The organism is Dictyobacter alpinus (assembly GCF_003967575.1).
GTDB lineage: Bacteria > Chloroflexota > Ktedonobacteria > Ktedonobacterales > Ktedonobacteraceae > Dictyobacter > Dictyobacter alpinus.
In genome coordinates, this window is record NZ_BIFT01000002.1 from 1,308,890 (window position 1) to 1,331,182 (window position 22,293).

General features: G+C 48.7%; 16 protein-coding genes. 7 read left to right on the forward strand and 9 right to left on the reverse strand.

All coding sequences use genetic code 11. From position 1 onward, the window contains the following. Window positions 1–49: 49 nt before the first annotated feature. Both EL633_RS27710 and EL633_RS27715 read right to left on the reverse strand, forming a co-directional pair. Entirely contained in the window at window positions 50–1,483 is a 1,434-nt protein-coding gene (locus tag EL633_RS27710) for an IS4 family transposase (RefSeq protein WP_126630481.1), read from the reverse strand. 478 nt (window positions 1,484–1,961) lie between these two features. After that, window positions 1,962–4,166, reverse strand: coding sequence for a WD40 repeat domain-containing serine/threonine protein kinase (locus EL633_RS27715; RefSeq protein ID WP_126630482.1), 2,205 nt, complete (start codon window positions 4,164–4,166; stop codon window positions 1,962–1,964). 289 nt (window positions 4,167–4,455) lie between these two features. Between EL633_RS27715 and EL633_RS27720 the strand changes: the two genes are divergently transcribed. Further along, complete coding sequence (locus EL633_RS27720) at window positions 4,456–4,866, forward strand: DoxX family protein (protein ID WP_161982491.1); 411 nt, start codon at window positions 4,456–4,458, stop codon at window positions 4,864–4,866. Window positions 4,867–5,137: 271 nt separating this feature from the next. Beyond that, entirely contained in the window at window positions 5,138–5,851 is a 714-nt protein-coding gene (locus EL633_RS27725; protein ID WP_126630484.1) for a hypothetical protein, read from the forward strand. 63 nt (window positions 5,852–5,914) lie between these two features. On the opposite strand, the gene cax is transcribed toward EL633_RS27725, so the two are convergent. From cax to EL633_RS27740, 3 genes are all read right to left on the reverse strand, one after another. Beyond that, window positions 5,915–7,141, reverse strand: coding sequence for a calcium/proton exchanger (cax, locus tag EL633_RS27730; protein WP_126630485.1), 1,227 nt, complete (start codon window positions 7,139–7,141; stop codon window positions 5,915–5,917). A gap of 744 nt (window positions 7,142–7,885) precedes the next feature. Continuing rightward, window positions 7,886–9,454 (reverse strand): AMP-binding protein, encoded by a 1,569-nt coding sequence (locus tag EL633_RS27735; RefSeq protein ID WP_126630486.1) that lies wholly within the window; start codon window positions 9,452–9,454, stop codon window positions 7,886–7,888. Between the two features lie 52 nt (window positions 9,455–9,506). Beyond that, window positions 9,507–10,808 carry a dihydroorotase gene (locus EL633_RS27740; RefSeq protein WP_161982492.1) on the reverse strand — a complete coding sequence of 434 codons (1,302 nt, stop codon included), beginning with the start codon at window positions 10,806–10,808 and terminating at the stop codon, window positions 9,507–9,509. A gap of 290 nt (window positions 10,809–11,098) precedes the next feature. On the opposite strand from EL633_RS27740, the gene EL633_RS27745 reads away from it, so the two are divergent. Continuing rightward, window positions 11,099–12,148, forward strand: coding sequence for a quinone-dependent dihydroorotate dehydrogenase (locus EL633_RS27745; RefSeq protein WP_126630488.1), 1,050 nt, complete (start codon window positions 11,099–11,101; stop codon window positions 12,146–12,148). A gap of 66 nt (window positions 12,149–12,214) precedes the next feature. Here the strand turns inward: EL633_RS27745 and EL633_RS27750 are convergent, their stop codons facing one another. The 3 genes from EL633_RS27750 to EL633_RS27760 all read right to left on the reverse strand — a co-directional run bounded on the left by EL633_RS27750 (window position 12,215) and on the right by EL633_RS27760 (window position 16,365). Next, complete coding sequence (locus tag EL633_RS27750; protein WP_246039272.1) at window positions 12,215–13,063, reverse strand: S1C family serine protease; 849 nt, start codon at window positions 13,061–13,063, stop codon at window positions 12,215–12,217. Window positions 13,064–13,690: 627 nt separating this feature from the next. Further along, window positions 13,691–15,358 (reverse strand): AMP-binding protein, encoded by a 1,668-nt coding sequence (locus EL633_RS27755; protein ID WP_126631909.1) that lies wholly within the window; start codon window positions 15,356–15,358, stop codon window positions 13,691–13,693. Between the two features lie 167 nt (window positions 15,359–15,525). After that, a complete protein-coding gene (locus tag EL633_RS27760) occupies window positions 15,526–16,365 on the reverse strand; it encodes an acyl-[acyl-carrier-protein] thioesterase (protein ID WP_161982493.1) in 840 nt (279 codons plus the stop codon). Window positions 16,366–16,512: 147 nt separating this feature from the next. Here EL633_RS27760 and ilvA point away from each other — a divergent pair, with 147 nt between their 5' ends. From ilvA to EL633_RS27775, 3 genes are all read left to right on the forward strand, one after another. Beyond that, window positions 16,513–17,823: a threonine ammonia-lyase gene (gene ilvA, locus EL633_RS27765; RefSeq protein ID WP_126630491.1), complete on the forward strand. Its 1,311-nt coding sequence runs from the start codon at window positions 16,513–16,515 to the stop codon at window positions 17,821–17,823. Window positions 17,824–17,945: 122 nt separating this feature from the next. Further along, on the forward strand, window positions 17,946–18,551 hold the full coding sequence (locus tag EL633_RS27770) for a hypothetical protein (protein ID WP_126630492.1): 606 nt from the start codon (window positions 17,946–17,948) through the stop codon (window positions 18,549–18,551). A gap of 220 nt (window positions 18,552–18,771) precedes the next feature. Continuing rightward, on the forward strand, window positions 18,772–19,302 hold the full coding sequence (locus EL633_RS27775; protein WP_126630493.1) for an HD domain-containing protein: 531 nt from the start codon (window positions 18,772–18,774) through the stop codon (window positions 19,300–19,302). 33 nt (window positions 19,303–19,335) lie between these two features. On the opposite strand, the gene EL633_RS27780 is transcribed toward EL633_RS27775, so the two are convergent. Beyond that, on the reverse strand, window positions 19,336–20,370 hold the full coding sequence (locus tag EL633_RS27780) for a LacI family DNA-binding transcriptional regulator (RefSeq protein WP_126630494.1): 1,035 nt from the start codon (window positions 20,368–20,370) through the stop codon (window positions 19,336–19,338). Between the two features lie 431 nt (window positions 20,371–20,801). Here EL633_RS27780 and EL633_RS27785 point away from each other — a divergent pair, with 431 nt between their 5' ends. Next, complete coding sequence (locus EL633_RS27785) at window positions 20,802–22,283, forward strand: alpha-N-arabinofuranosidase (protein ID WP_126630495.1); 1,482 nt, start codon at window positions 20,802–20,804, stop codon at window positions 22,281–22,283. The last annotated feature ends 10 nt before the right edge of the window (window positions 22,284–22,293 follow it).

Consider the following 22,293-nt stretch of genomic DNA (forward strand, 5'->3'; position numbering starts at 1 on the left):
AAACCGAGGTGCAGGGGCGGAGCGCCCTGCCGGGGGTGCTGACTTTTTATCACAAATCTAGTTGATTCGAAAGGAGGGAGGCGAGTTGCACTCCCTGCAACACGTTCTGGATATACATCCATCCCAGCCACAAGGTTTTCCATCCGGGTGGACCATCGCCTTTGCGACCCAAGTAGCCACCTTGACGTGCAATGCCATGCCAGCATTGCCGCACTGTCATGGTTTGTGCTGGATGCCCACTCAAATGAGCCACCACCAGCACAATGTCAGTGGGTATCACTACCCGCGCCAACTCGTCAGGACATTGACGCGAAAGCACGCGCAATTGCAACAAGCGCACGGCAATGGGGGCAATGATGCCCAACAATGTTCGCAATCCCTCGTAATCTCGAATCTCTCGTTCTTCCATATGGCATCCCGTTTTGAGACCTTGGTGATAGTCCTCAACAATCCAACGCCTGCGATACCACGCGACCCGTTCTTGAGCCTGAGTGGCTGTGGTGGTGGGAATCGAGCTCAACAAGATCCAGTCCAAGGCTTCAACCCTTTCCGGGGGATCAGGTTCCCATGCGCGGATCACCCAGATCACCAGCGGACGCCACTGGTTGGCTTCCCGGGTGCGGGGAGGCAACAGACGCACACACTGCCAACTCACTGCCAAAAGGACCTTGCGGGTCGGGTGTTTCTGACTACACTTGAGCTCCATCCACATGCTCGATCGAATGGGCATCTGCTTGACCATCTCCAGCAAATGCAGCGTTGGGCTACGATGATGATGCGATCGTGGAGGCACAGGTGCCTCCCCCTGTTCCACCAACAGATCAATACAGCGATCTTCATAGGCCCGGACGAGAAAATCACACCCCTGCTCTCGGCATTGGCGCATGAACGAAAAGATGTCACTGTAGCGGTCGCCCACATGAATCCATTGACAGCCAACAGGAGGCGAGCCCAGTGTGAGCACACTACGTTCCCATACCTCCGATTCCCGTTCGCGTTTCCAGCGTTGCTGTTTGCTCTCTTTCTCAGGGGCTGGCTGGCGCAAAAAGGGTTCTTGATGAGCCAATCCCAACAACTGATCATGCTGGGGGACAACAGCCAGGACGCTTTGCAACAGAAAGCCGTGATGCGTTCCATTTCCAATGGGTCCCAGTCCACGTGTCGTAGGATGAGCCTGGTAATCCATCTCCGTGGTATCCTGAATCAACAAGACTTGCCGATGCTGGTGGCAGGCTTGTCGTGTGTGCTCCCAATGGGGGGCAACCAGACGTTCATACGAGGTATGCGACGAATGCACAAATCGATAGGACGCTTGCAAAGCCGCCGGGTTCAACACACCAGGCAGAGACGCTTGTGGATTCTGCGCCAGATGAAACGCAAGATCGACGGCACGCTTCACACGACGTGGATCGCCCAGTTGGACCGAGCCAAAGGTTGCTTGGGCCCACTGCTGAGACGACAACAAGATTGCTGGGGACAACATCACCTTCTCCTTTCTCTTCGTTCTTGGCTATTCCAATGGCATGCGTACCAAGAATCGTGGCTTTTCTACTCCCACGATTCGACGACTAAAAATGTGATAAAAAGTCAGGAACCCCGGCAAGGGGCCGGCTGCCCCTTGCAACCCCGCTTCTCAGGCGCATTGAGAAAAAGAGAACACCCGTTCTTAAAAATCGGGGTGACTCATGTTTAAAATGGTTGCTTGTTTGGTTAGACTTAAAATGGCTAGTTTTTGGGCCAGATTTTTTCCAGGATGATGCCGCCAATAATATAGACGGTTACAAATGAAACGACGCCGCCGTAGACCCAGGCCAGGGTTTTTCCAACTGGTGGTTTTTTTTCCATTGGAGATGCCTCCTTTTGTGCTCACAATTTGTGTGCGGGCAATGCTTTTCTTGCTTTCATCTGGCGTTGTGAAGTCAGATAGAACTATAGGATATACGTATGGCAGGAAGGCGAAGTTATACCAGGATGCCAATATCATTCTCGCCCGTTGTTATCAGCAGGGTTGGCTTCTTCTCGCCAGCTACGGTAATCGACTGCAGGTTGTCTGGCAGAGCCACCGCCTCTATCTGTTGCCAGGCTTTCAGGCCGGACATAGGATACCAGACATAGAGGCCATTATTGGTGGCAACAAATAGCTGATAGTAAGGCAAATACTGCGTTATATCCTGCACGACAACTTCGGGGATGAGTTGCAAGCGCTCGCTACCACCCGGGCGGATAAAATCAGCCAGATGGACAACTCCCTTAGTGGTCCCGACCATTACCACATGATTGTTCCCTTTATACCAATCCAGGTACGTAATCTGGCCGTCCTCTAATGGAATTTGAACGTTATTATACAGTTCACCAGTATCAGTAGACCAGATATAAATTTCATTGCCCTGACTCGGTGCGGCAATGTATCTTCCATCATCAGACCAAGCCGCATTAGAAAAATGTCCTTTGCCGGTGGAGGCTTGAGCGTTCTTTATGGCGTAATGTTGTACCTGCTTCCAACCGGTTAACCGATCAGGATTGTTGGTTGCAAAAACAGTGATACTGCCATCTGATCCACCTATCAGAAAGCGGGTCTCGGTTGGATGCCAGACGACCGTCGCAATAGGAACAGACACATTAAGTTTTAGTGGCATCGCCTGTGATTGGTCTAAACGCAAAAGATATACTTCTCGCTCAGTTGCGGCCAGCAGAGCAGATCCATCTCTGGACCACTCGATAGTGTGTAGAGGCCCTTTGCTTTGCACCGACACTTTGCGTTGTAGTTCATAAGCGGCCGCTTTTCCTGGTCTCCAAAAGGTGATGGTAGCTGGTTGATTGAGGGCGGCAAAACGTTGTTGATCAGGCGAGAAACGTACAACCTGCTGCTTCGCCGTGGTTGAAATGGTAGTAAAGGCCCATGTATCATCGGGGGAAGAGGGTTGAGCTGCAGCAGTGGGAGCAGCATTATCTCTATCGGGCCCCATAATCAGGGCTGGTCGCGAACTAACATTGCCATCCCGATCCAATATATGCGATATCCAGCCCACAACATCAGTACCCATGATCAGGGCCAGCGTGGCCACGCCACCAATCATCATGCCTCGGCGCGTGATGGTCTTTTTGCGCTGGGCCGCCATCTGTTGCTGCATCTGCCCACCGGGCACATAGTAAGCCGATGAATAGTTCTGTTGATTTTGGCCACCTGACGCGATGTTTGGCTGATTGGCAAGCGGTACCTGGCGGATAAGCGGGCTTCTCTGCTGCCGCCTCTGGATGATTTCTTGAAGCTGTGTACTGACAACATCAATAGTGGTGGGGCGCTTGGAGGCATCCAGTTCAACCATCGTCAGGATCAGGGTTTCAAGTTCAGCCAGACCATCCTGCCCATAGAGCCGTAATGGCGCAAACGAGAAAGGATTAAGCGATGGATCGATACCTGAGAGAAACTGGTGCAGCAGAGCACCCAGACTATAGATGTCAGCGCGGGGTGTGGTTTGCGCCTTACCATATTGCTCTGGTGCAGCATAACCAGGAGAGCCAAACGGAATAGTATCCTTGACCTGACCGGGCTTGTAGAGACGGGCGATACCAAAATCGATCAGATAGAGCTCTCCCTGTGGCGTACGCATAATATTGGCGGGTTTAAGATCACGATAAATAATAGCGGGTTGGCGCTTATGCAAATAGTCCAACACATCACACAGTTGCACCGCCAAATCCAGTACTTCATCCAGGGGTAATGTGCGGGTATGGCTGGCACCGGCACTCCAATTATTATGCAGATACGCTTCCAGGGTCTCCCCTTCAATAAACTGCATCACCAGATACCAATGTTCCTGATCAGTAAAATGATCATAGATCGTCGGTACATGGGAATGTACTAAATCTGAGAGCAGGTGCAGTTCACGATTAAAGCCATCGGTCGCCTCGATAACCTGCTGTGGACTCAAGCCACTCAAATGAATCTGCTTGATCGCTACAATAGTATCCTGTGACTGTGTATCGACCGCCCGATAGACTGCACCAAAACCACCACTACCAATCTGGGTAAGCAACCGATAGCGATTCTGGAGCAGGGATTCAGTCGTATCTAGCTCCAATGGACCAGTCAGGGGACGTGCGCAGGCAAAACACATACTATCTTGATCCGCATTAACAGCCCCACAATACAGACAATAGCGCATAAGCCTCGCTCCAAATTCTTCTTTTCTATATTTTTACATAGATGCATGTCTCAAAATAAATGTAGCTAGCCCTTGCATGGCAAAATTGAATTCGTTATCATGAAGTAACTATTCAAATCAATGAGTCATCCCGGACTTTTGAAAAAGTTCTTAAAACCGGGGGTGCAGGGCCCTCCTGCACCTCCCGCATGAGAAGAGTGGAACTCATTTTTAGATTTTTCAAAAATCTGGGATGACTCATAAGGTTTTTGTTATCAATGGATTACCATTATTCAGTAAGAAGGTCGTCATGAACTCCCATTATAAACCTTTGTACACTATAAAAGCTATTCTACGCACAGTAATAGGACTGGCTTTTGTCGTTGCTTCTACGTTTCACTTTACGGCTGCGGAAACCCAGCTTAAAATTATTCCGCCGTTCCTACCTTTCAGACGTGCGGCACTGTATATTACTGGCATCTTCGAGCTTTTGGGTGGCTATGGTATGCTTTTCCCACGCTATCGACGCTGGGCCTCACAGGGTCTGGCGGCGCTCCTGGTCGCAATTGTACCGGCCAATATCTATCACGCATACATGTATTTCAAACATAGCAAGCCCTCGAAGGAGCGCTACTACCACTATTGCAGGATGCCGTTGCAAGTTGTGCTTATTCTGCTGACGCTCTGGTCAACCAACCAGGATGTTCCATCCAAGAGTTAAAGCTAACTTACAAATCCATTTATGCAAGGTAAAGGGAGGTAACACAATCGCTTCGCCACCTCCCTTTACCTTGCATAGTGCAATGAGAATTATCTGACATTCATTCCCTTTTTTCCATGCAAGAGTTTGCATAAGATGAAGGCAATAGCATAAGATCTAGGCGTAACCTGGAAGCCTGTTAAACATAAAGCATCCCACATAGGTAAACGGACAAAGTTGACAGCTAGAGTTGGATCGAATCGCAGCCAGGGAACGGCCAGAGGATACAATCATGCAGAATCCTAATCAAGGTCGGAACAACAATCCCAATCAAAATCAGTGGAATCCCCCTAACCAGTACGATCAAGATCCTTACCGACAAGGGGCCATGAACAATCCTGAACAAGATCCTTATCGTCAGGGCAACATGCCAGATCGCTCCGCAGCACCGATGGGAAATACGATGCAGAACGTTCCTACTACCAGGTATACAGTGCCCGAGGGGTATCCGTTCACAGAGCAAGAGTGGCAAACATTGTTGGCAACACCACTACAAGTCAGTATGGCGATGATGAGCGTTTCCCCATCGGGAATTATTGGCGTCATCCAGGAGGCCATGGCAGTCGGGAGAAGCGTCCAGGCGTTACAACACCAGGGGAATGTGACTCCGATGATCGGGCAATTGGGACAGCAGTTGACACAGGTAATTGACGATTTTCGTGCTGGCCGACCAAGTCCTGTTGGGGATATACGACAGATGATGCAGCCGGATGTAGCTCGCAATATCGCACTGTCTAACTGTCAACAAGTCACAAATATACTCGCAAAGGTATCTCCTCAAGACGCCAATGCATATAAGCAATTTGTGTATACCCTGGCTTATAATGTTGCGGCGGCCGGCCGCGAAGGTGGATTTTTGGGCCTGTTTGGAGGCGAACAAATCTCACCACCAGAGCAAAATATGCTTTCTGAGATCGCGTCCGTTTTGAGAGTACAGCGTTCCTGATCAACACACTTCTTGCGGCTATACTTATGGCTGTCTTTTTACAGACAGCCATAAGTTGTATTACTAGGCAGGAGTAAAGAACGTTCCAACTGCCAGGATTAAATAGAAGGCACACAACAGCAGTCCTTCAAGCCAGTTAGAGCGACCATCCAGGCTAATAATCGAGTATAATCCTGCTACCAGAGCAAACATTGCTACCTCTAACAAGGAAAAATTCAGATCCAGTGGTACCCCGATAACCACACCTGCCAGTACGAGTAGTGGCGCGGCCAGCAAGGCAATCTGGATTGAAGAACCAGCAGTAATCGCCATCGAGATCTCCATGTGGTTCTGTCTCGCTGATGTAACAGCCGAAAAATGTTCTGCTGCATTTCCAACGATTGGCAAGATAATCAAACCCACAAAGAAAGGATTCAATCCTATCTGCTTCGTTAATGGCTCGATCGAACCCACCAGTAGTTCACTCATAAAAGCGGTAATCACGGTCGCAATAGCTAATAAGCCAATAGGAAACCAGATATTGGTGTGCCATTGATGACTCAAGCCAGCAAATCTACCCTTATCTTGTTTCTTTACCTCAGTTGAAGATTTATCATTGTTATGTGGAGTTGTGGACATACGCTCAACAGTAGCATTATGTGTATCAGAACTATGTCCGGCGGAATCTTTATTGCTATCCGCCTTATGTGAGCCCTTTGTTGCCAAGTCCCCTTGAGCAGCACGCACCCCGAAGACTGAATAAGCGATATACGCTACGTAGCATAGCAACAAAATCACCGAGATTCCCAGGCTCATCTGATGCAACTGGTTTCCTTGAATAATTTTATCTCCCGGTTGGGTACTTTCACCCACCGTCGCCAACAGCGAAGGAATAGCCATGCCAATTACGGCCAGGGTCAGCATCGACGCATATTGACCTGTTTGCCGTGCGCTAAAACGCTGCTCACGATATTTCCAGCCCCCAAAGAACATCGACATTCCCAGTACCAACAAAGAGTTTCCAATAATGGATCCTGATAGGGACGCACGTACGACTTCTGGTAATCCTGCCGCTAATGCAGCCAGTCCAATAATAATTTCAGCCGCATTACCAAAGGTCGCATTGAGCAAACCACCCACACTTTGTCCGACACGTTCCGCTAACGCCTCAGTCGAAACACCAATTAAACCAGCCAGGGGAATCAGACCCAGTGCAGCCAGAATAAAAATAACCAGCGGTGAAGCATGCAGAAATTCCGCAATATATGCGGCCGGTACACCTAATAAAAGCACGTAAAGCCAACGAACCATATTCTTCTAATAACCCTCTCTAAAAAACAAAAAACACATATCTTTATGAGAACGTAAAAATTCTCTCCCGACCCAATCGCTACTTCATCGCATAGGCTATCTGGTTAAAGCTCTTTATTAACTGCCATAAAATAATTACTATACATCAACACGGCGTTCTATACACAATGTGACACATGGGTAAATATCGTTAATTGAATAGCCAAATCATAGGGTGAATTTGCTTCGAGTAACAACAAAGATACCAATTTAGTCACTACTCAGGTCCGCCGATACCTACGGTATCGACCTCACACTAAAATCTTTTGCTATGCAAAGCAGAGCAAGGGCGTTTGTGCTCTAACAGTCCTGAATAGTTACTGAAATCATTTATTGGCAGCGGTTCGCATAGCATAATACATTATAGTACTTATTGTATTCTCTTATACCATTTCTTACGTGTTCTTAGAAGAAGGGTTTTATTAAAAATAAAGAAAGTAAATAGGGAGTAAAATCTTGAGGAATGTGTTTCGCCGATGTTATTACTGTAGAAGTAGAAACAAACTTTTAAAAACTCCCGTGCATGTTTTAGAAAACATGCGGACGGAGAGGAGGAGGGTAGATATTTGTGAACGCTGCCGCACGCTTAGTCGGCATTGTCACTATTGCACCCTCACTCATCTCCCTGGCGACTGTCTGGATCAGGATAACATCATTTGGAATGAGTTTAAAAAGGTAAAAGCTGGCTATTGCTCATAAAAAGCATCATGAGGATGGCAATTGGGCTGCCAGGATATGCTTTTGCACTTTCCCCAGGGCGTTGCGCGGCAAGCGATCAACCACGACAATTCTGCGTGGTTTTTTATAGCTGGCCAATTGTTCACGACAGAAAGCGATGATAGAAGCTTGATCAGGTACACAACCTGCCTGGGCAACAATTACCGCCACAACTTGCTCACCCATATCAGCATCCGGCATCCCAATCACAGCTACTTCTGCAATATCAGGATGAAGTTCAAGTACATCTTCAATCTCACGTGGATAAATATTATAGCCACCACTGATAATCAGTTCACGAGCACGTCCAGTGATAGTATAATATCCGTCCTGGCTATACCAACCGAGATCTCCAGTTTTAAACCAACCATCAGCCGCCAGCACTTCTGCGGTCGCCTCTGGCCGCTGCCAGTAGCCTGCAAATACATGCGGACCACGCACCTCTATCTCTCCAATCTCATCCGGAGGGAGTACACGACGGGATTGCACATCAACAACACGTGCCTCCTGACCCGGAAATGGCCAACCGACTGTGCCTGGACGGCGCTCTCCTTCATAGGGATTTGTCAGATTCATAATCGTCTCAGTCATCCCATAGCGCTCCAGAATTCTTTGTCCAAGGATGCGCTCGAAGTCCTTAAATACTTGTGGACTCAACGGCGCCGAGCCAGAGACATAGAGTCGGAGCGCGTGCTCGGGCGCCCCCTGATGTTCAGCCTCGGTCAGTAAGCGAGAATACATCGTTGGCACACCAAAGAAGAGCGTGATCGAAGCATCATTATGCAAGGTGGACAACACATCAACGGCATCAAATTTAGCTTTTAAGATCAGGCTGGCCCCCATCAACAAAGTCCCATGGACACCAACCATCAGGCCATGGGTATGGAACAGGGGTAAAGTCAACAATAGACGGTCCTGTTGAGTCCAATGCCACGCATTAGTAACGGCCCGACTATTCGCCAGCAGGTTGCTATGCAGTAATAGCGCTCCTTTTGAGCGGCCTGTAGTACCTGAAGTATAGCCAATTACTGCTGGATCAGTGGATTGTGGCATTGGCAAGGATTGAGCAAGCTTCGCCGACTCTGACAGTTCAGCCGTCTGGGCGCCACGCTGCACAAAATCCTCAAAAGAGGTGTACTCATAGGTAGCCGCCATGAAAGTTGGCTGGCTGGCGTCTACTAGCACCAACATTTTTAGCGTCGGCACAGCCAGGACCTGGATCTCTTCGGCTCCGGGGGCGCTGGTAATACAGAGTCGTACACCAGCATCATTGAGAATATGGCTCAATTCGACCTTGCGATACTGAGTATTAATGAGCACCACAATTCCTCCGGCCAGTTGTGTACCCAGATAGGCCGTAATAAAAGCTGGCGAATTTGCTAGAAATAAGGCCACACGCTCACCTGCTTGTATGCCAGATGACTGCAAAGCGGCCGCGAAACGTGTAACATCTGTTGCTAATTGTCCATAACTCAATACCTGCGGCCCAAAAAAAAGCGCCGGACGCTCCGGGTCCTGTTGCGCATGCCAAAATACAGCTTCAACAATCGATTCCATCACTTCATCCTTCTCATTACATGCCTTTATAGCATAGGCTTCTACCGCTCATCTATCTGGCTTCATAGGACACAGGTTTGCCACTGCCGGGTTGAGCCAGGCATGTATCATGAGCATAGGCCAGGACACCACGCACAAAAACCTGCTGGATTTTACCGCTAACCTGTGTGCCCGCGAATGGAGTCCAGCCACACTTTGAGAGCATCTGCTGATCGGTAATCTCATATGCTTGCCGTGGATCAATCAAGACGATATCCGCGTCCTTGCCGACTTCCAGGGCACCTTTCCGTTTCAGGCCAAAGATACGTGCAGGATTCACCACGCAACGCTGGATAATTTCCGCTAACGTAACTTTTCCCTCAATGGTCGCATTGAATAGCAGTGGTAGCAGCGTCTGGACGCCTGGTATACCCGATGGTGCCTGGGCGTATGGCTGCTCTTTCTCGGCACGAGTATGGGGGGCATGATCGGTGCCAATCGTATCAATGGCGGCAAAATTACGCCAGAGGGCAGTTTGATCACTGACACTACGCAGGGGAGGATTGACTTTGCCAAAATTGCCCAGTCGATGCTGATCCTCTTCATTTAAGAAAAGATGCAGTGGGGTCACTTCGAAGGTGACCCGCACGCCCTTCTGGCGAGCCTCCAGGATCAATTCAATCTCTCTCTCTGTAGTAGTATGGGCGACATGCAAGACGCGGCCAGTCTTCTCTGCGATAGCGAGCGCACGGCTCAAAGCGATCTGAGCGCTCAGCGGCGGCCTGGACTGATTATGGTCTTGTGAGCCGAGCGCCCCAAAATATTTCAAGGATTGTTCATCTTCAGCGTGGACCACCAATGGCTTGTCCAAAGGAAAGGTCTTGAAGTGTCGATAGATTGGCGAGAACTCCGTGACCAGCAGTGAGCCAGTTGAGGAGCCCATATACAGCTTCATCGCAGCCACTTCATTGGCCAGAGAGGCGGCCTCTTCGATATTGGTATCGGTTGCCCCAAAATAGAGTCCATAATCTACGACCGCCTTGCTGGCAAGCAGGGCCGCTTTCTCATACAAGTGCTCTCGTGTATCAGTTGCTGGCTGCGTATTAGGCATATCAAGTACGGTCGTAACCCCACCGGCCAGGGCAGCGCGGGTGCCACTGAAGAAATCCTCTTTATGTGGACCACCGGGATCACGAAAATGCACATGAGAATCGATAAATCCAGGTAATACCAACAAGCCCTCAGCCTCGATCACCTGTTCATCAGGTTCAGGGATCAGATTTTCCGCCAGTTCTATCACACTCTCATCGCGTGTCCGAATATCCAGGCGTACCGGACCACTCGCCAGTACAGCGATACCATTGCGAATTAACATATACCTCCGACTCCTCACCATATCCTAAAGCAGCAGGGCTTTTTAATTTTCCTCTTCCTGGCGCCTACGGCGCCGGAGTCTGGTGTGGTGTGTGTTCTGTGGGCGGCCGCAGCCGCCCACAGAACACACACCACACCAGAAATACTCTGTATATGATTTGCCTGATAGTTACTCCCGGCTGAAAATTAAAAAGCCCTGCTAAAGCAGTGGGTCTATTCCCAAATTCATGGATTACCATTATACTTGAAAAGGTATTTTATTGCTTAACAAGGTTGAAAGATAGGAAGTCAATGCTGTTTAAAGCCATTATTCGTCCCACAATGTTTCGGACCTCCGCCAATGATCCAGAGATTTCCCACCACTGGTTAATGGATCAGATGGCGCGTATTTCGCATAATCAAGCTCTCCTCAAGATCATCGAAGCGACCAACGCCTACAAATCGCCTGCGTTGGAACGAGATGTCTTTGGCGTCCACTTCCCCAATCCAGTAGGACTAGCCGGTGGCTTTGACAAAAATGGGATTGCGCTACCAGCACTGGCCGCGCTTGGCTTTGGCTTTATTGAAGCAGGGACCGTCACGCGCCATGCACAGCCCGGTAATCCGCGCCCGCGTATCTTTCGTTTATTAAACGATCAGGCTATGATCAATCGTATGGGCTTCCCTAACGATGGTGCCGATACCATCCAGGCTCATCTGGCCCGGCAACCTCAGCCGAAAATTCCCATTGGCTGGAGTATCGGCAAATCCAAGGTGACGCCCCCCGAGGAGGCTATTGAGGATTATCTGTATTCTCTGCGTAAACTCTATGCTTATGCCGACTTCTTTACCGTCAATGTAAGTTCACCAAATACCCCAGGACTGCGTAAACTACAAGATAAAGAGCCGTTAGATCAGTTAATGCATGCGATCGTACAAGAAACACGGCAGATTGCCGAGCAAACGGGCCGTGGTCGCGCCAAAGCGGTACTGGTTAAAATCGCGCCAGATCTAAGCGAGGAACAGATAAGCGATGTGGTAGCGGTCTGTCTTGAGCGCAACGTAAGTGGTATTATCGCCACGAATACCACCCTGTCTCGTACAGGTCTAAAGCAACAAAGCACTGAAACAGGTGGCCTTAGTGGTCGACCATTACATACGCGCTCCCTGGAAGTTATCCGCTATCTCTACAAAGAACTGGATGGCAAACTCCCAATTATTGGTGTGGGCGGCATCTTTGGTCCCGATGATGCCAGGCGCACACTTGATGCTGGCGCCAGTCTGATTCAACTTTATACCGGCTTTATTTATGAGGGGCCCGGTATTATTAAAAAGATCAATCGGCAACTCAGCCATGCATAACAAAAGAGCATACAAACGGAAGGTACTTGCTTAAGTGCAAGTACCTTCCGTTTGTATGCTCTTTTGTTAACTGGGTTGTTGAAGAACCTGAGCCAATGCTGTTTTGACTGTATTAGAAGGGATCGCAAAACCAACGCCGTTAGCAGGTGTATTGGTCTCGGTATCAATTGCTGTCAGGGTTGGAATACCGATCAGTTCGCCTTGCTCGTTGATTAAGGCACCACCACTATTACCGGGATTAATGGCTGCATCAGTCTGAATGGCATTGTCAATAGTGACGCTTGCCGATTCGTTAATGCTACGATTGAGTGCGCTGACAATACCGCTGGTAACGGTCTGGGTAATGCCCAGTGGATTACCAACTGCGAGCACAGCCTGTCCTACAGTAAGTTTAGAGGAATCGCCAATTGTGGCAATTTGCATATTCGTAAACGGCTGAACCCGCACAATCGCCAGATCATCCGCGGCTACCGTTCCTACCAGTTGGGCTGGACGGGTTTTACCATCATTAAAAACCGCATCAATTGTCTGTCCACCATCTACTACATGATTATTGGTAACGATATCACCCTTGCTATCGATAATGACACCGGAACCAATCTCCTCACCCTGAGCAGTTTTCACTTGCAGCTCTACAACTGAAGGTTTAATTTTATCGATGGTTATTTCGCGCTGCGTCTGCACATTGGTCGAATCCAGGTTTGATGTGGTCGACGATGATGTGGTGGTCGTGCTAGTCGTACTTGTATGCGTCGGCTGGACAGCCACTCCATTGCCCGCATATTGCCAGCCAGCATATAAGCCAACGCTAAAGATCAGTAGTACTAACAGAGTCAGTATCACGATGGCACCAGTACGCACACCTTGCGGCCTCTTGGGAGGCTGAGAGTTGTTAGAAAACTGTGTAGCTTGCACAGGTACCCCCTCTGACGTTACGGTATTAGAATCCGGATACTCAAGCACAGACCCTGAAGGAGTCTGCCCCCAACGAGATAGCGGATAAGAATGTGTTAAATGGTATTCCTTAGGATCTTGATACATAATCTTTTCTCTCCTGTCTCTATATCCACGAATCTGTACCTGTGAATTTTTCTATGTATATTTTCAGATATCTCTTATCAAACAACGTTTCATTTCTCATTTTATGAAAAGTTCTGAACATTCCTGGTGATCTTACAAGTACTTTAGAGTTTGTTTCACTATTCATAAGATAGTCTAAAATAATCAAAAAAAATCCTTACAAATGTAAAATCAATGTAAGGATTCATTTTTATGGAGAAGTTGCAGGACTAGTACTTTGTCAACGTTCGTTTGGTGGGTTGTGCGCCCGCTACACGGGCGGCATGGAGGATCGGGGATCAGTGCTCCCGATCCCCCAGTCAAAGGGCTCGCGGTCCCTTGCATCCCCGCTTTCCTATTACATGATCTCTGAGAGGCTACTAGTCTTCTTACTCTTGAGGATACCCAGGAGAAGGATGGCAGCCAGCGTAGGGATGTACCTTCTTGTCGCAATTATGACGGATCACGATGCTCCGGTTATCACTAATGCGCTTTCTTTTGCCGTTCCCGCTCACGTAATTCGATACGCCGAATTTTTCCCGAGATGGTCTTGGGCACGGTATCCACAAACTCAATCTCACGTGGATACTTGTAGGGCGCTGTGACACGCTTGACATGCTCTTGTAATTCACTGGCGAGAACTGGCGTGCCACTATAACCAGGGGCCAGAATCACATATGCTTTGACAATCTCACCACGTAGCTCATCGGGACTGGCCACCACAGCGGATTCCGCAACCGCTGGATGTTCTTTTAAAGCACTCTCGACCTCAAAGGGTCCGATACGATAACCGGCGGAGATAATAACGTCATCCGCTCGTCCCACAAACCAGAGATAGCCATCCTCATCTTTATAGGCGCGGTCTCCAGTAATATACCAGTCGCCACGGATACTGTCGGCCGTTGCCTCAGGACTATGCCAGTATTCTTTAAACATCCACTTTGGTCGTTCAGGCTTGATGCGTACAGCGATATCACCTTCTTTATTCGCTGGCAATTCCTGTGCATTCTCATCGATCACACTCACATCAAAACCCGGTGATGGCTTGCCCATAGAACCAGGCTTGATAGTCAAAGAGGGAAAGTTCGCACATAACAACACCGTCTCGGTCTGACCATAGCCATCCCGAATCATCAGGCCCGTATTTTGTTCCCAGGTACGAATCACCTCTGGATTCAGCGGTTCGCCGGCCCCTACACAATGACGCAATGCCAGCGGTGGATGCGCCTTAAGATATCGCATGGGCTCATCCAATACCAGCATCCGATAAATAGTGGGCGGGGCACAGAGGGTGGAAATAGGATATTTATGCAGCATATCAATGGTCTCAATAGGATTAAATTTGCCGCGCGCATCTTGAATAAACATGGCGGCGCCCATAATCCATGGTCCAAACAGATTGCTCCACGCTGCTTTCGCCCAACCAAGCTCACTCACATTCCAATGCAGATCATCTTCATGCAGATCCAACCAATACTTGCCTGTGATTGTATGCCCAAGTGGATAACTGGTATGGGTATGAAGGACCATCTTAGGATAGCCAACGGTACCAGAAGTAAAATAAATCAGACATGGATCATCACTACTGATTTCGGCCGCAGCATACTCTGTAGTTGCAGTGGCAAGCGCTGCTCGATAGTCGGTCCAATATGACTGAACGGTAGCTACATTTTGATCATTGACCAGAATAGTATGCCGAAGTGTGGCACAATTTTCACGAATCTGGTCAACTTTATGCATCCCTTCGCTATCAATAATAATTCCCTGCACCTCAGCAATTTCCGCCCGATATTGAATATCCTGAGGCGTCAATAGTGTGGTGCAGGGAATCGCAATAGCCCCGATTTTCATCAAACCAAGGATACATTCCCACCATTCAGGCAGGCGCGGCAACATGACCAGTACACGGTCGCCTTTCTGGATACCCTGCTGCAGAAAGATCTGCGCAGCCCGGCTAGAATTTTCCGCGAACTCATGAAAAGTAATCGATCTTTCTTCTCCCTGGGATCCAATCCAGAGCATCGCCAATTTCTCGGCGTCCTGCGCCCATTTATCAATTACATCCACCGCAAAATTAAAGTGCTCCGGAACATGCAACTGGAACTGGCGCCTTTCGACTTCATAGTCAAGCATATGTGGATTTTTAGCCATGGCCATAACACAGACTCCTTACTTAACAGTGCTGCATTAACGAAATACAAACAACGGTGTTTGGTTGTGCCATAATCATCAAGCGCGTAACAATGGATAGGACAGAGAGCCGGCTAGCTGCAAAGGCAATAGTATTTTACTAGCATACCATGAAATCAAACGCTATTTCAGTCTTGATGCGCATCAACCTCCTGCCAGAACCAGCGTGACCAGGCACGAGCCAGAACCACATCGCCGCGCAGAATCTGCTGATAACGAATAAAAGCTTCGCTGGGTGCGGGAGTTTTCTCAAGCCAGGTTTTAATCGTCAATTTCTCGCCCAAAAGAGCGCTATCCAGATATTCGATATCATACTGCAAGGCATTCAGCACGGCATTATCTGGAGTCAGACCCACCCTGGCATAACTTTCCCAGGCCGCATTATCCAAAGCTTCAACATAGGCTGCATTATTCATGTGGCGCATCAGATCAACGTCAGAAAAGCGTACCGTCACCGCAGCACTTTCAGGCTCATTATCAGGAAAAACGGGGAAGGCCGGTTCAGGCTGCGCAGCAAGCGGTCCGTCGGGCAGCCAGATCTCCGCCGTGCCAGCCGGAAGACGTGTCGGTCGACCACGCTTATCCACATACACCCAGAGTGAGCGTGCAGTAATCACAGGCTCATCCTGACCATTACTAGCGATCCTGGCTTCATAGCCACGCTGGGCGGTAATACGACTAAAACTCATGCCATACGTCTGCATCTCCAACCGCGTATGCATCTGGACTGGAGCCGCAAAAGAAATAACGGTACGCTTAATAATCCAATAGCCATCGCCGGGCAGTTGTATATCTTCAGCATCCAATGCTGCAATGTCCTGCGTATAACGTAAAAAAGCGCTTGGAGTAAGATGTCCATAACAATCACCCTCATCGTAACGGGCGGTATAGGTGTGAGAATATTGCCGTCGCATATTATGTATAGTGATCCCTTCTTCATTCATAGCTTTGCCTTGATTATAAGTCACAACCATAGACCCCCGCCAGAGCAATCCTATTCCATCTCCCTTCTTTCCGCCAGGTGGGTATTCCGTTCTTGCATCAGCAAGCAAAGCGCGCCTCCATCTGATAAAATAAGACCAGGATGTAATTCTCCTGAGAGGACTTTTATTTATATGGCACAGGATAAGACAAAAACTATTATCGAACCTACAGATAATCTCCACATTGAGGTGGATAAACAGCATGAGGATATGCATATTCATCCTCCTGTGGCATTTGCAGATATCTGGCAGGCTAATCAATTTTTAAAGCCGTTGATTGAACATACTCCATTGGTGTATTCACGCGTGCTAAGTGAGCGCACCCAGGCTTCGATCCATCTTAAATTTGAACAGATGCAGCGTGGTGGCTCCTTCAAGGTACGTGGAGCAACCTATAAGCTTTCTCGTCTTACGGAAGAGCAGCGTCAAGCTGGCGTGATTACCGCTTCAGCTGGCAACCATGCTCAAGGTGTGGCCATCGCAGCAGCCCAGTTGCAGGTACCCTGTACTATTGTGGTACCCGAAAATGCGCCCCTGACCAAGGTCACAGCAACCCAAAGCCTGGGAGCCCATGTGATTCTTTCGGGTACGACGTATGATGATGCGGTCCAGCATGCGCTCACGTTACAGCAGGAATTAGGAGCCATCTATATTCCAGCCTTCGATGATATTGATATTGTCACAGGTCAGGCCACGTTGGGATTGGAAATGCTCACCGAATTACCGGAAGCTGATACCATTGTGGTACCCATTGGAGGTGGTGGCTTGATCTCAGGTATCGCGCTTGCCGCTCACGCACTCAAACCTTCAATCCGCATTATCGGCGTAGAGGCCGCCGGGGCAGCCAGTATGCGCGCTTCCCTGAATGCGGGCAAACTCTTAAAGCTACCAGCCATCGCGACCATTGCCGATGGTATCGCCATCAAACAACCTGGCAAAATCACGTTCCCGATTATTCAACAATTAGTTGATGACGTAGTGGTCGTGAATGATGAAGAGATTATTGATGCGGCCCTGCTCTTAATGGAGCGCCATAAGATTCTGGTAGAAGGAGCCGGAGCCGCCGGTGTTGCCGCGCTGCTGAATGGTACCATCGAACTGAAAAATCGCCATGTGCTGGTCCCGCTCACAGGTGGCAATATCGATATCAATCTACTGGGTCGCTTCACCGAACATGGACTGATAAGTGCCAGCCGTTACTTCGCCATTCACGCCAGTCTGGCCGACCGTCCGGGCGAATTGGCCAATATGCTCAATATTATCGCGTCTATGCGCGTCAACATTATAGATGTCCATTACCAGCGCGTTTCCAGTCAGATACCGTTCATGCAACATGAGGCAGTAATCACAGTCGAGACGCGTAACCGTGCCCAATGCGAAACCATCCTGAGTACGCTGAGGGCCGCACACTATAAAGTTGAGGAGGCTCAGGCCGTGCATTAGCCTGTCCTATCTATAAACAAAATCACCGATCATGAGTATATGATATACTTGCGCCCTCTATGGGCGCTTGTATTATTTGTAGGATTGTAAACCTGTTTCATAAAAAGAGGGAAAGAGATATTTTGTCTGTACCACCAAATCCTGACTTTGAACAATATCGTCAACAATTGCTCCATCGCAGACGCTATTATCCTATTTATGGACTGCTGCTATTGATTACTGGAGGTCTGGGCCTGCTGGGACTTCTATCTATGTACCTGGATAATCCTGGCTCATTGCTACCTACTCAAGCAGGTGGACTTCTGCATGATGTACTACTGATCGGCTTTCTAGCGCTGGTTATTGCAGGCATTGTACTGATTGCACGTGCCTATAAAGCCCCTGGCAATGCCGAGGTACAACGCTATCGCCAGGCGGCACGGCAACGTTTATTTTTGCAAGCCAACGGCCGTGCTATTCCCTGGTGGAGCTACATCATCATACGTGTGTTGATCATGCTGGTTGGCCTAATCTTTTGCAGTGGCGCCCTGCTGGTCTTTTTTAATTTTGGTGCAGGAGCCTGGGATGGCTGGATTTATTTGCTGATTGGCGTCTTCTTGATCAGTCTGGTCTTCTATTTTATTCCACGAGAACTACGCAAAATACCAGCCATCAGCGCCGAAGAACTTGCCCGTAACTTGATCGCTGGTGAAGCAACCACAGGAGAAGATCATAACGATACATTCTAGCAAAAATCTAGTACTCATGTAACAAGCTATATATAATTTCAAGGTCCATCCTTCCTTATTATAGGAAATGTGCTGGCTGGTAATATTTTTAATCTCTACATAATATGTGCTTAATTGAAGAGATGTAGTATAGGGGTCTGCTAAAATTATCGTCTGGTTACTGGAGAATTATCTGGTCCCAGCCAAAAACAACTATTTCCAGGAAGGGCACCTAAAATCGATGCATTTCATTGAACCATTTCACACGGCCGACGAGGTCTGGCACGCGCTTGAAGAGCAACAAGGCATGAGTGATGGAGAGATTATAGATCTCTGGCAGCATCAATTGCAAACGGCAGAAGAATTACGCTTGCGCGGAGCAGACAGTGAAATGATTATTGCCGGCCTGTTACACGATCTGGGAGATGGTCGCGTCAAAGATTCCGATCATGCCGCCTGGGCAGCTCATAGTCTACGTCCACTACTCAGCGAACGTATCGCATGGGTGATTGGGGCCCATGCGGAGGCCAAACGCTATATTTGCACCGTAGATACCAATTACTGGGCAACACTCTCTCCCGTCTCGCAAAAGACCCTGGTCAATCAAGGTGGTCTCATGTCTTCCGACGAAATCGTAGCCTTCCGCCATAGTCTCTGGTTTACGGATGCGCTCTTCCTACGCCAATGCGATGATGCTGGTAAAAAAGCGGGACATACGGTAAAGGATCCTGAATTTTATCAACAATTGCTGTATCAGGTGATCAACAAATAGCTTCTGGCCATTTTTTGGTCAACTTGAACTTATTCAGGAGCGGAGTCGGATCGGTCTACTGATAGTGCTTTCACGAATGATTAGTTGACAGGGAACTTCGATACGCTCAGGTGGGCCGGTACGGGTGCCATCAATACGGCCAAGTAAAAAGGCGGTTGAGAGCTGACCAATCTTATCTTTATCGGGTGAAATAGTGGTCAAAGCAGGAATGGCATAGCGACTATCCTCAATATCATCAAAACCAACAACCGCAATATCTTCAGGCACGCGATAACCCGCTTCATGAACGGCCCGAATGACGCCTAAGGCCAGATGGTCGTTAAAACAAAAGACTCCATCGGGTGGTGTATCAAGTGCCAGGAGTTGCCTGATGGCTCTGGCTCCATTCTCGCGATTAAAGAGGGGCAGACCCCTGATAATGAGTCGGGGATCGATAGAAATACCCGCTTCTGTCAATGCTTCTGTATATCCTCGCAGACGCAGGCGCGAGGTCTCGGTTTCATGCGAATCTGACTCTTGCACGCCCAGTGCGGCAATATATCTGCGACCAATGCTGATCATATGCTGCGTGGCCAGCCGTGCAGTGGCGACATTGTCATATGTGACATGATCATAGGGCACGTCATAAATACGATCGCCTAGCAACACGATGGGAATGGATCCCTCGCGGGGAGCCAGATCTTCAGGTTCCAGGGCGAAAGGACTCAAAATAACACCGTCGATAAGATGGGGCGTTAATCCCTGTACCACCTGACGCTCGCTCTCTCTGCCGGATGTGCTATCGATCAGAACCGTATATGCACGTTGCCGGGCAGCCTCAGTGATAGCATTGCCAATCTCAGAAAAGTAGACATTGCTCAGGTCAGGAATAGCATAAGCGATAATGCCCGAACTGCCTTTGCGTAAGTACCTGGCTGACAGATTCGGCTGGTAATGTAATTCTTCCAGTACCACCTTGACCCGCTCGCGCATCTCAGGCGTAACATAAGGATAATTATTCACCACATTAGAGACGGTACGTATTGAAACTCCCGCCCTGAGTGCCACATCTTTGAGTGTTGCCGCCAAAGGTTTCTATCTCCGTCTTTCAAAATCGTAATGTAATTCAAGCGTACCGATGCAATCCAGCCACACTCTGGCGCTGAAGCGCCCATCCTTCTTTTAAATGTGCGGCGAAATTGTGCACAAAGCGCACAATTTCACCGCACATTTAAAACCCTTGAAGCGCCAAAGGCGCAAAAACAACGAGAGGCGAACCACGCATTTCATGGGAGTCTGACGCGCTCTGATGCAGACATATGCTTTTGCAACGTTATCCATACTATATCATCGAGGTTGAAATGCAGTCAATGAAATTAAGCTCAAGTTGCTGCGTAGCATTGACAAACAAGAAATTTATATGTTATGTTGTTTGCAACGTTGCAAAACCAATCATCTGCAGATGCTTGCGCGCCTACTATTTGTGACAGAGTTGTGACAAAAAACGCAAGGAGAGAGCATTGGCACAGATCAAAATTGATGCATCTCGTCGCTCGGGTACGGTAGATCCTAAGATTTATGGTGGCTTTATAGAACAACTGGGACGCTGTATCTATGGTGGTATCTATGAGGAAGGGTCTCCTCTCAGTGATGAGCATGGTTTCCGTAAAGATGTCATGGAGGCTGTACAGGGGCTACATCTACCTGTCTTACGTTGGCCCGGAGGAAACTTCGTCAGTGGTTATCGCTGGACAGATGGCATTGGTCCGGTAGAGCAACGCCCCCGCCAGATGGAACTGGCCTGGCACTCGGTCGAGAGCAATCGCTTTGGCACCGATGAATTTATGCGCTACTGTGAAGTCATGCATATTGAGCCCTACCTGTGTGTGAATATGGGTACAGGCACAATGGATGAAGCACGATCCTGGGTCGAGTACTGTAATGGTACAGAAGACACCTACTGGGCCAATCTACGCCGCCAGAATGGACATCCAGAACCCTATAATGTAAAATACTGGGGCCTGGGCAATGAAGTCTATGGCAACTGGCAGATTGGTCATCTCACGGCCGAGGATTATGTTAAAAAGGCGCGTGAGTTTGCCAAAGTCATGAAATGGACGGATCCCAGTATTCAATTAGTTGGTTGTGGCGAGAATGGTTGGACGGCATGGGATCAAACGGTGATCGAGGGCCTGGCTCCCTTCATCGATTATTATAGTATCCACCTCTATACTGGTAGTACGGATTACTATAGCAATGTACTGGCGCCTGCACTCTCTGACTTTGCGCTAGACAATTGCCGAACCACCATTGAGCGTGTGCGCTTTAATCAAAAGATCGAGCATCCTATTTATGTAGCCTTCGATGAATGGAATGTCTGGTATCGTCATCGCAGTGCTGAAAGTGCGTTAGAGGAACAATACGATCTCTCCGATGCACTGGCCGTCTCCTCCTACCTCAATAGCTTTATTCGGCATAGCGATACAGTAAAAATGGCCAATCTGGCCCAACTGGTGAATGTCATCGCCCCTATTTTTACCAGCCAGGAAGGCTTATTCCTGCAAACTATCTACCATCCCCTACGCCTCTATGCAGAGCAAATGCAAGCGATTACACTGGATATACATGTTGACTGTAAAGAGTTAACATTGACAGCGGACACAGATAAGTCAGCCTGGGCGCATTCAGTGGCATCCCTTGGACCCTTTAAAGTTCTGGATACAACCGTCACCTGCGATGCCAGTGGACATGAGTTGGCCATTGCGGTTGTGAATCGAGATCTAGAGCAGGCCCATACCACCACCATCCAATTTGCTGATCCAACCACAATTACCCATGGTGTCGCCTACGAAGTCAATGCATCAGAAACAACCACGACCAATTCATTTGAACAACCAGATGCGGTCCAGGTCCATGAACAACGCCTGAACATTGAGAACTCTACATACTCTTATACATTCCCGGCTCACTCACTCACCATGCTACGTTTGCACATCGAATAACTTTTTTTAC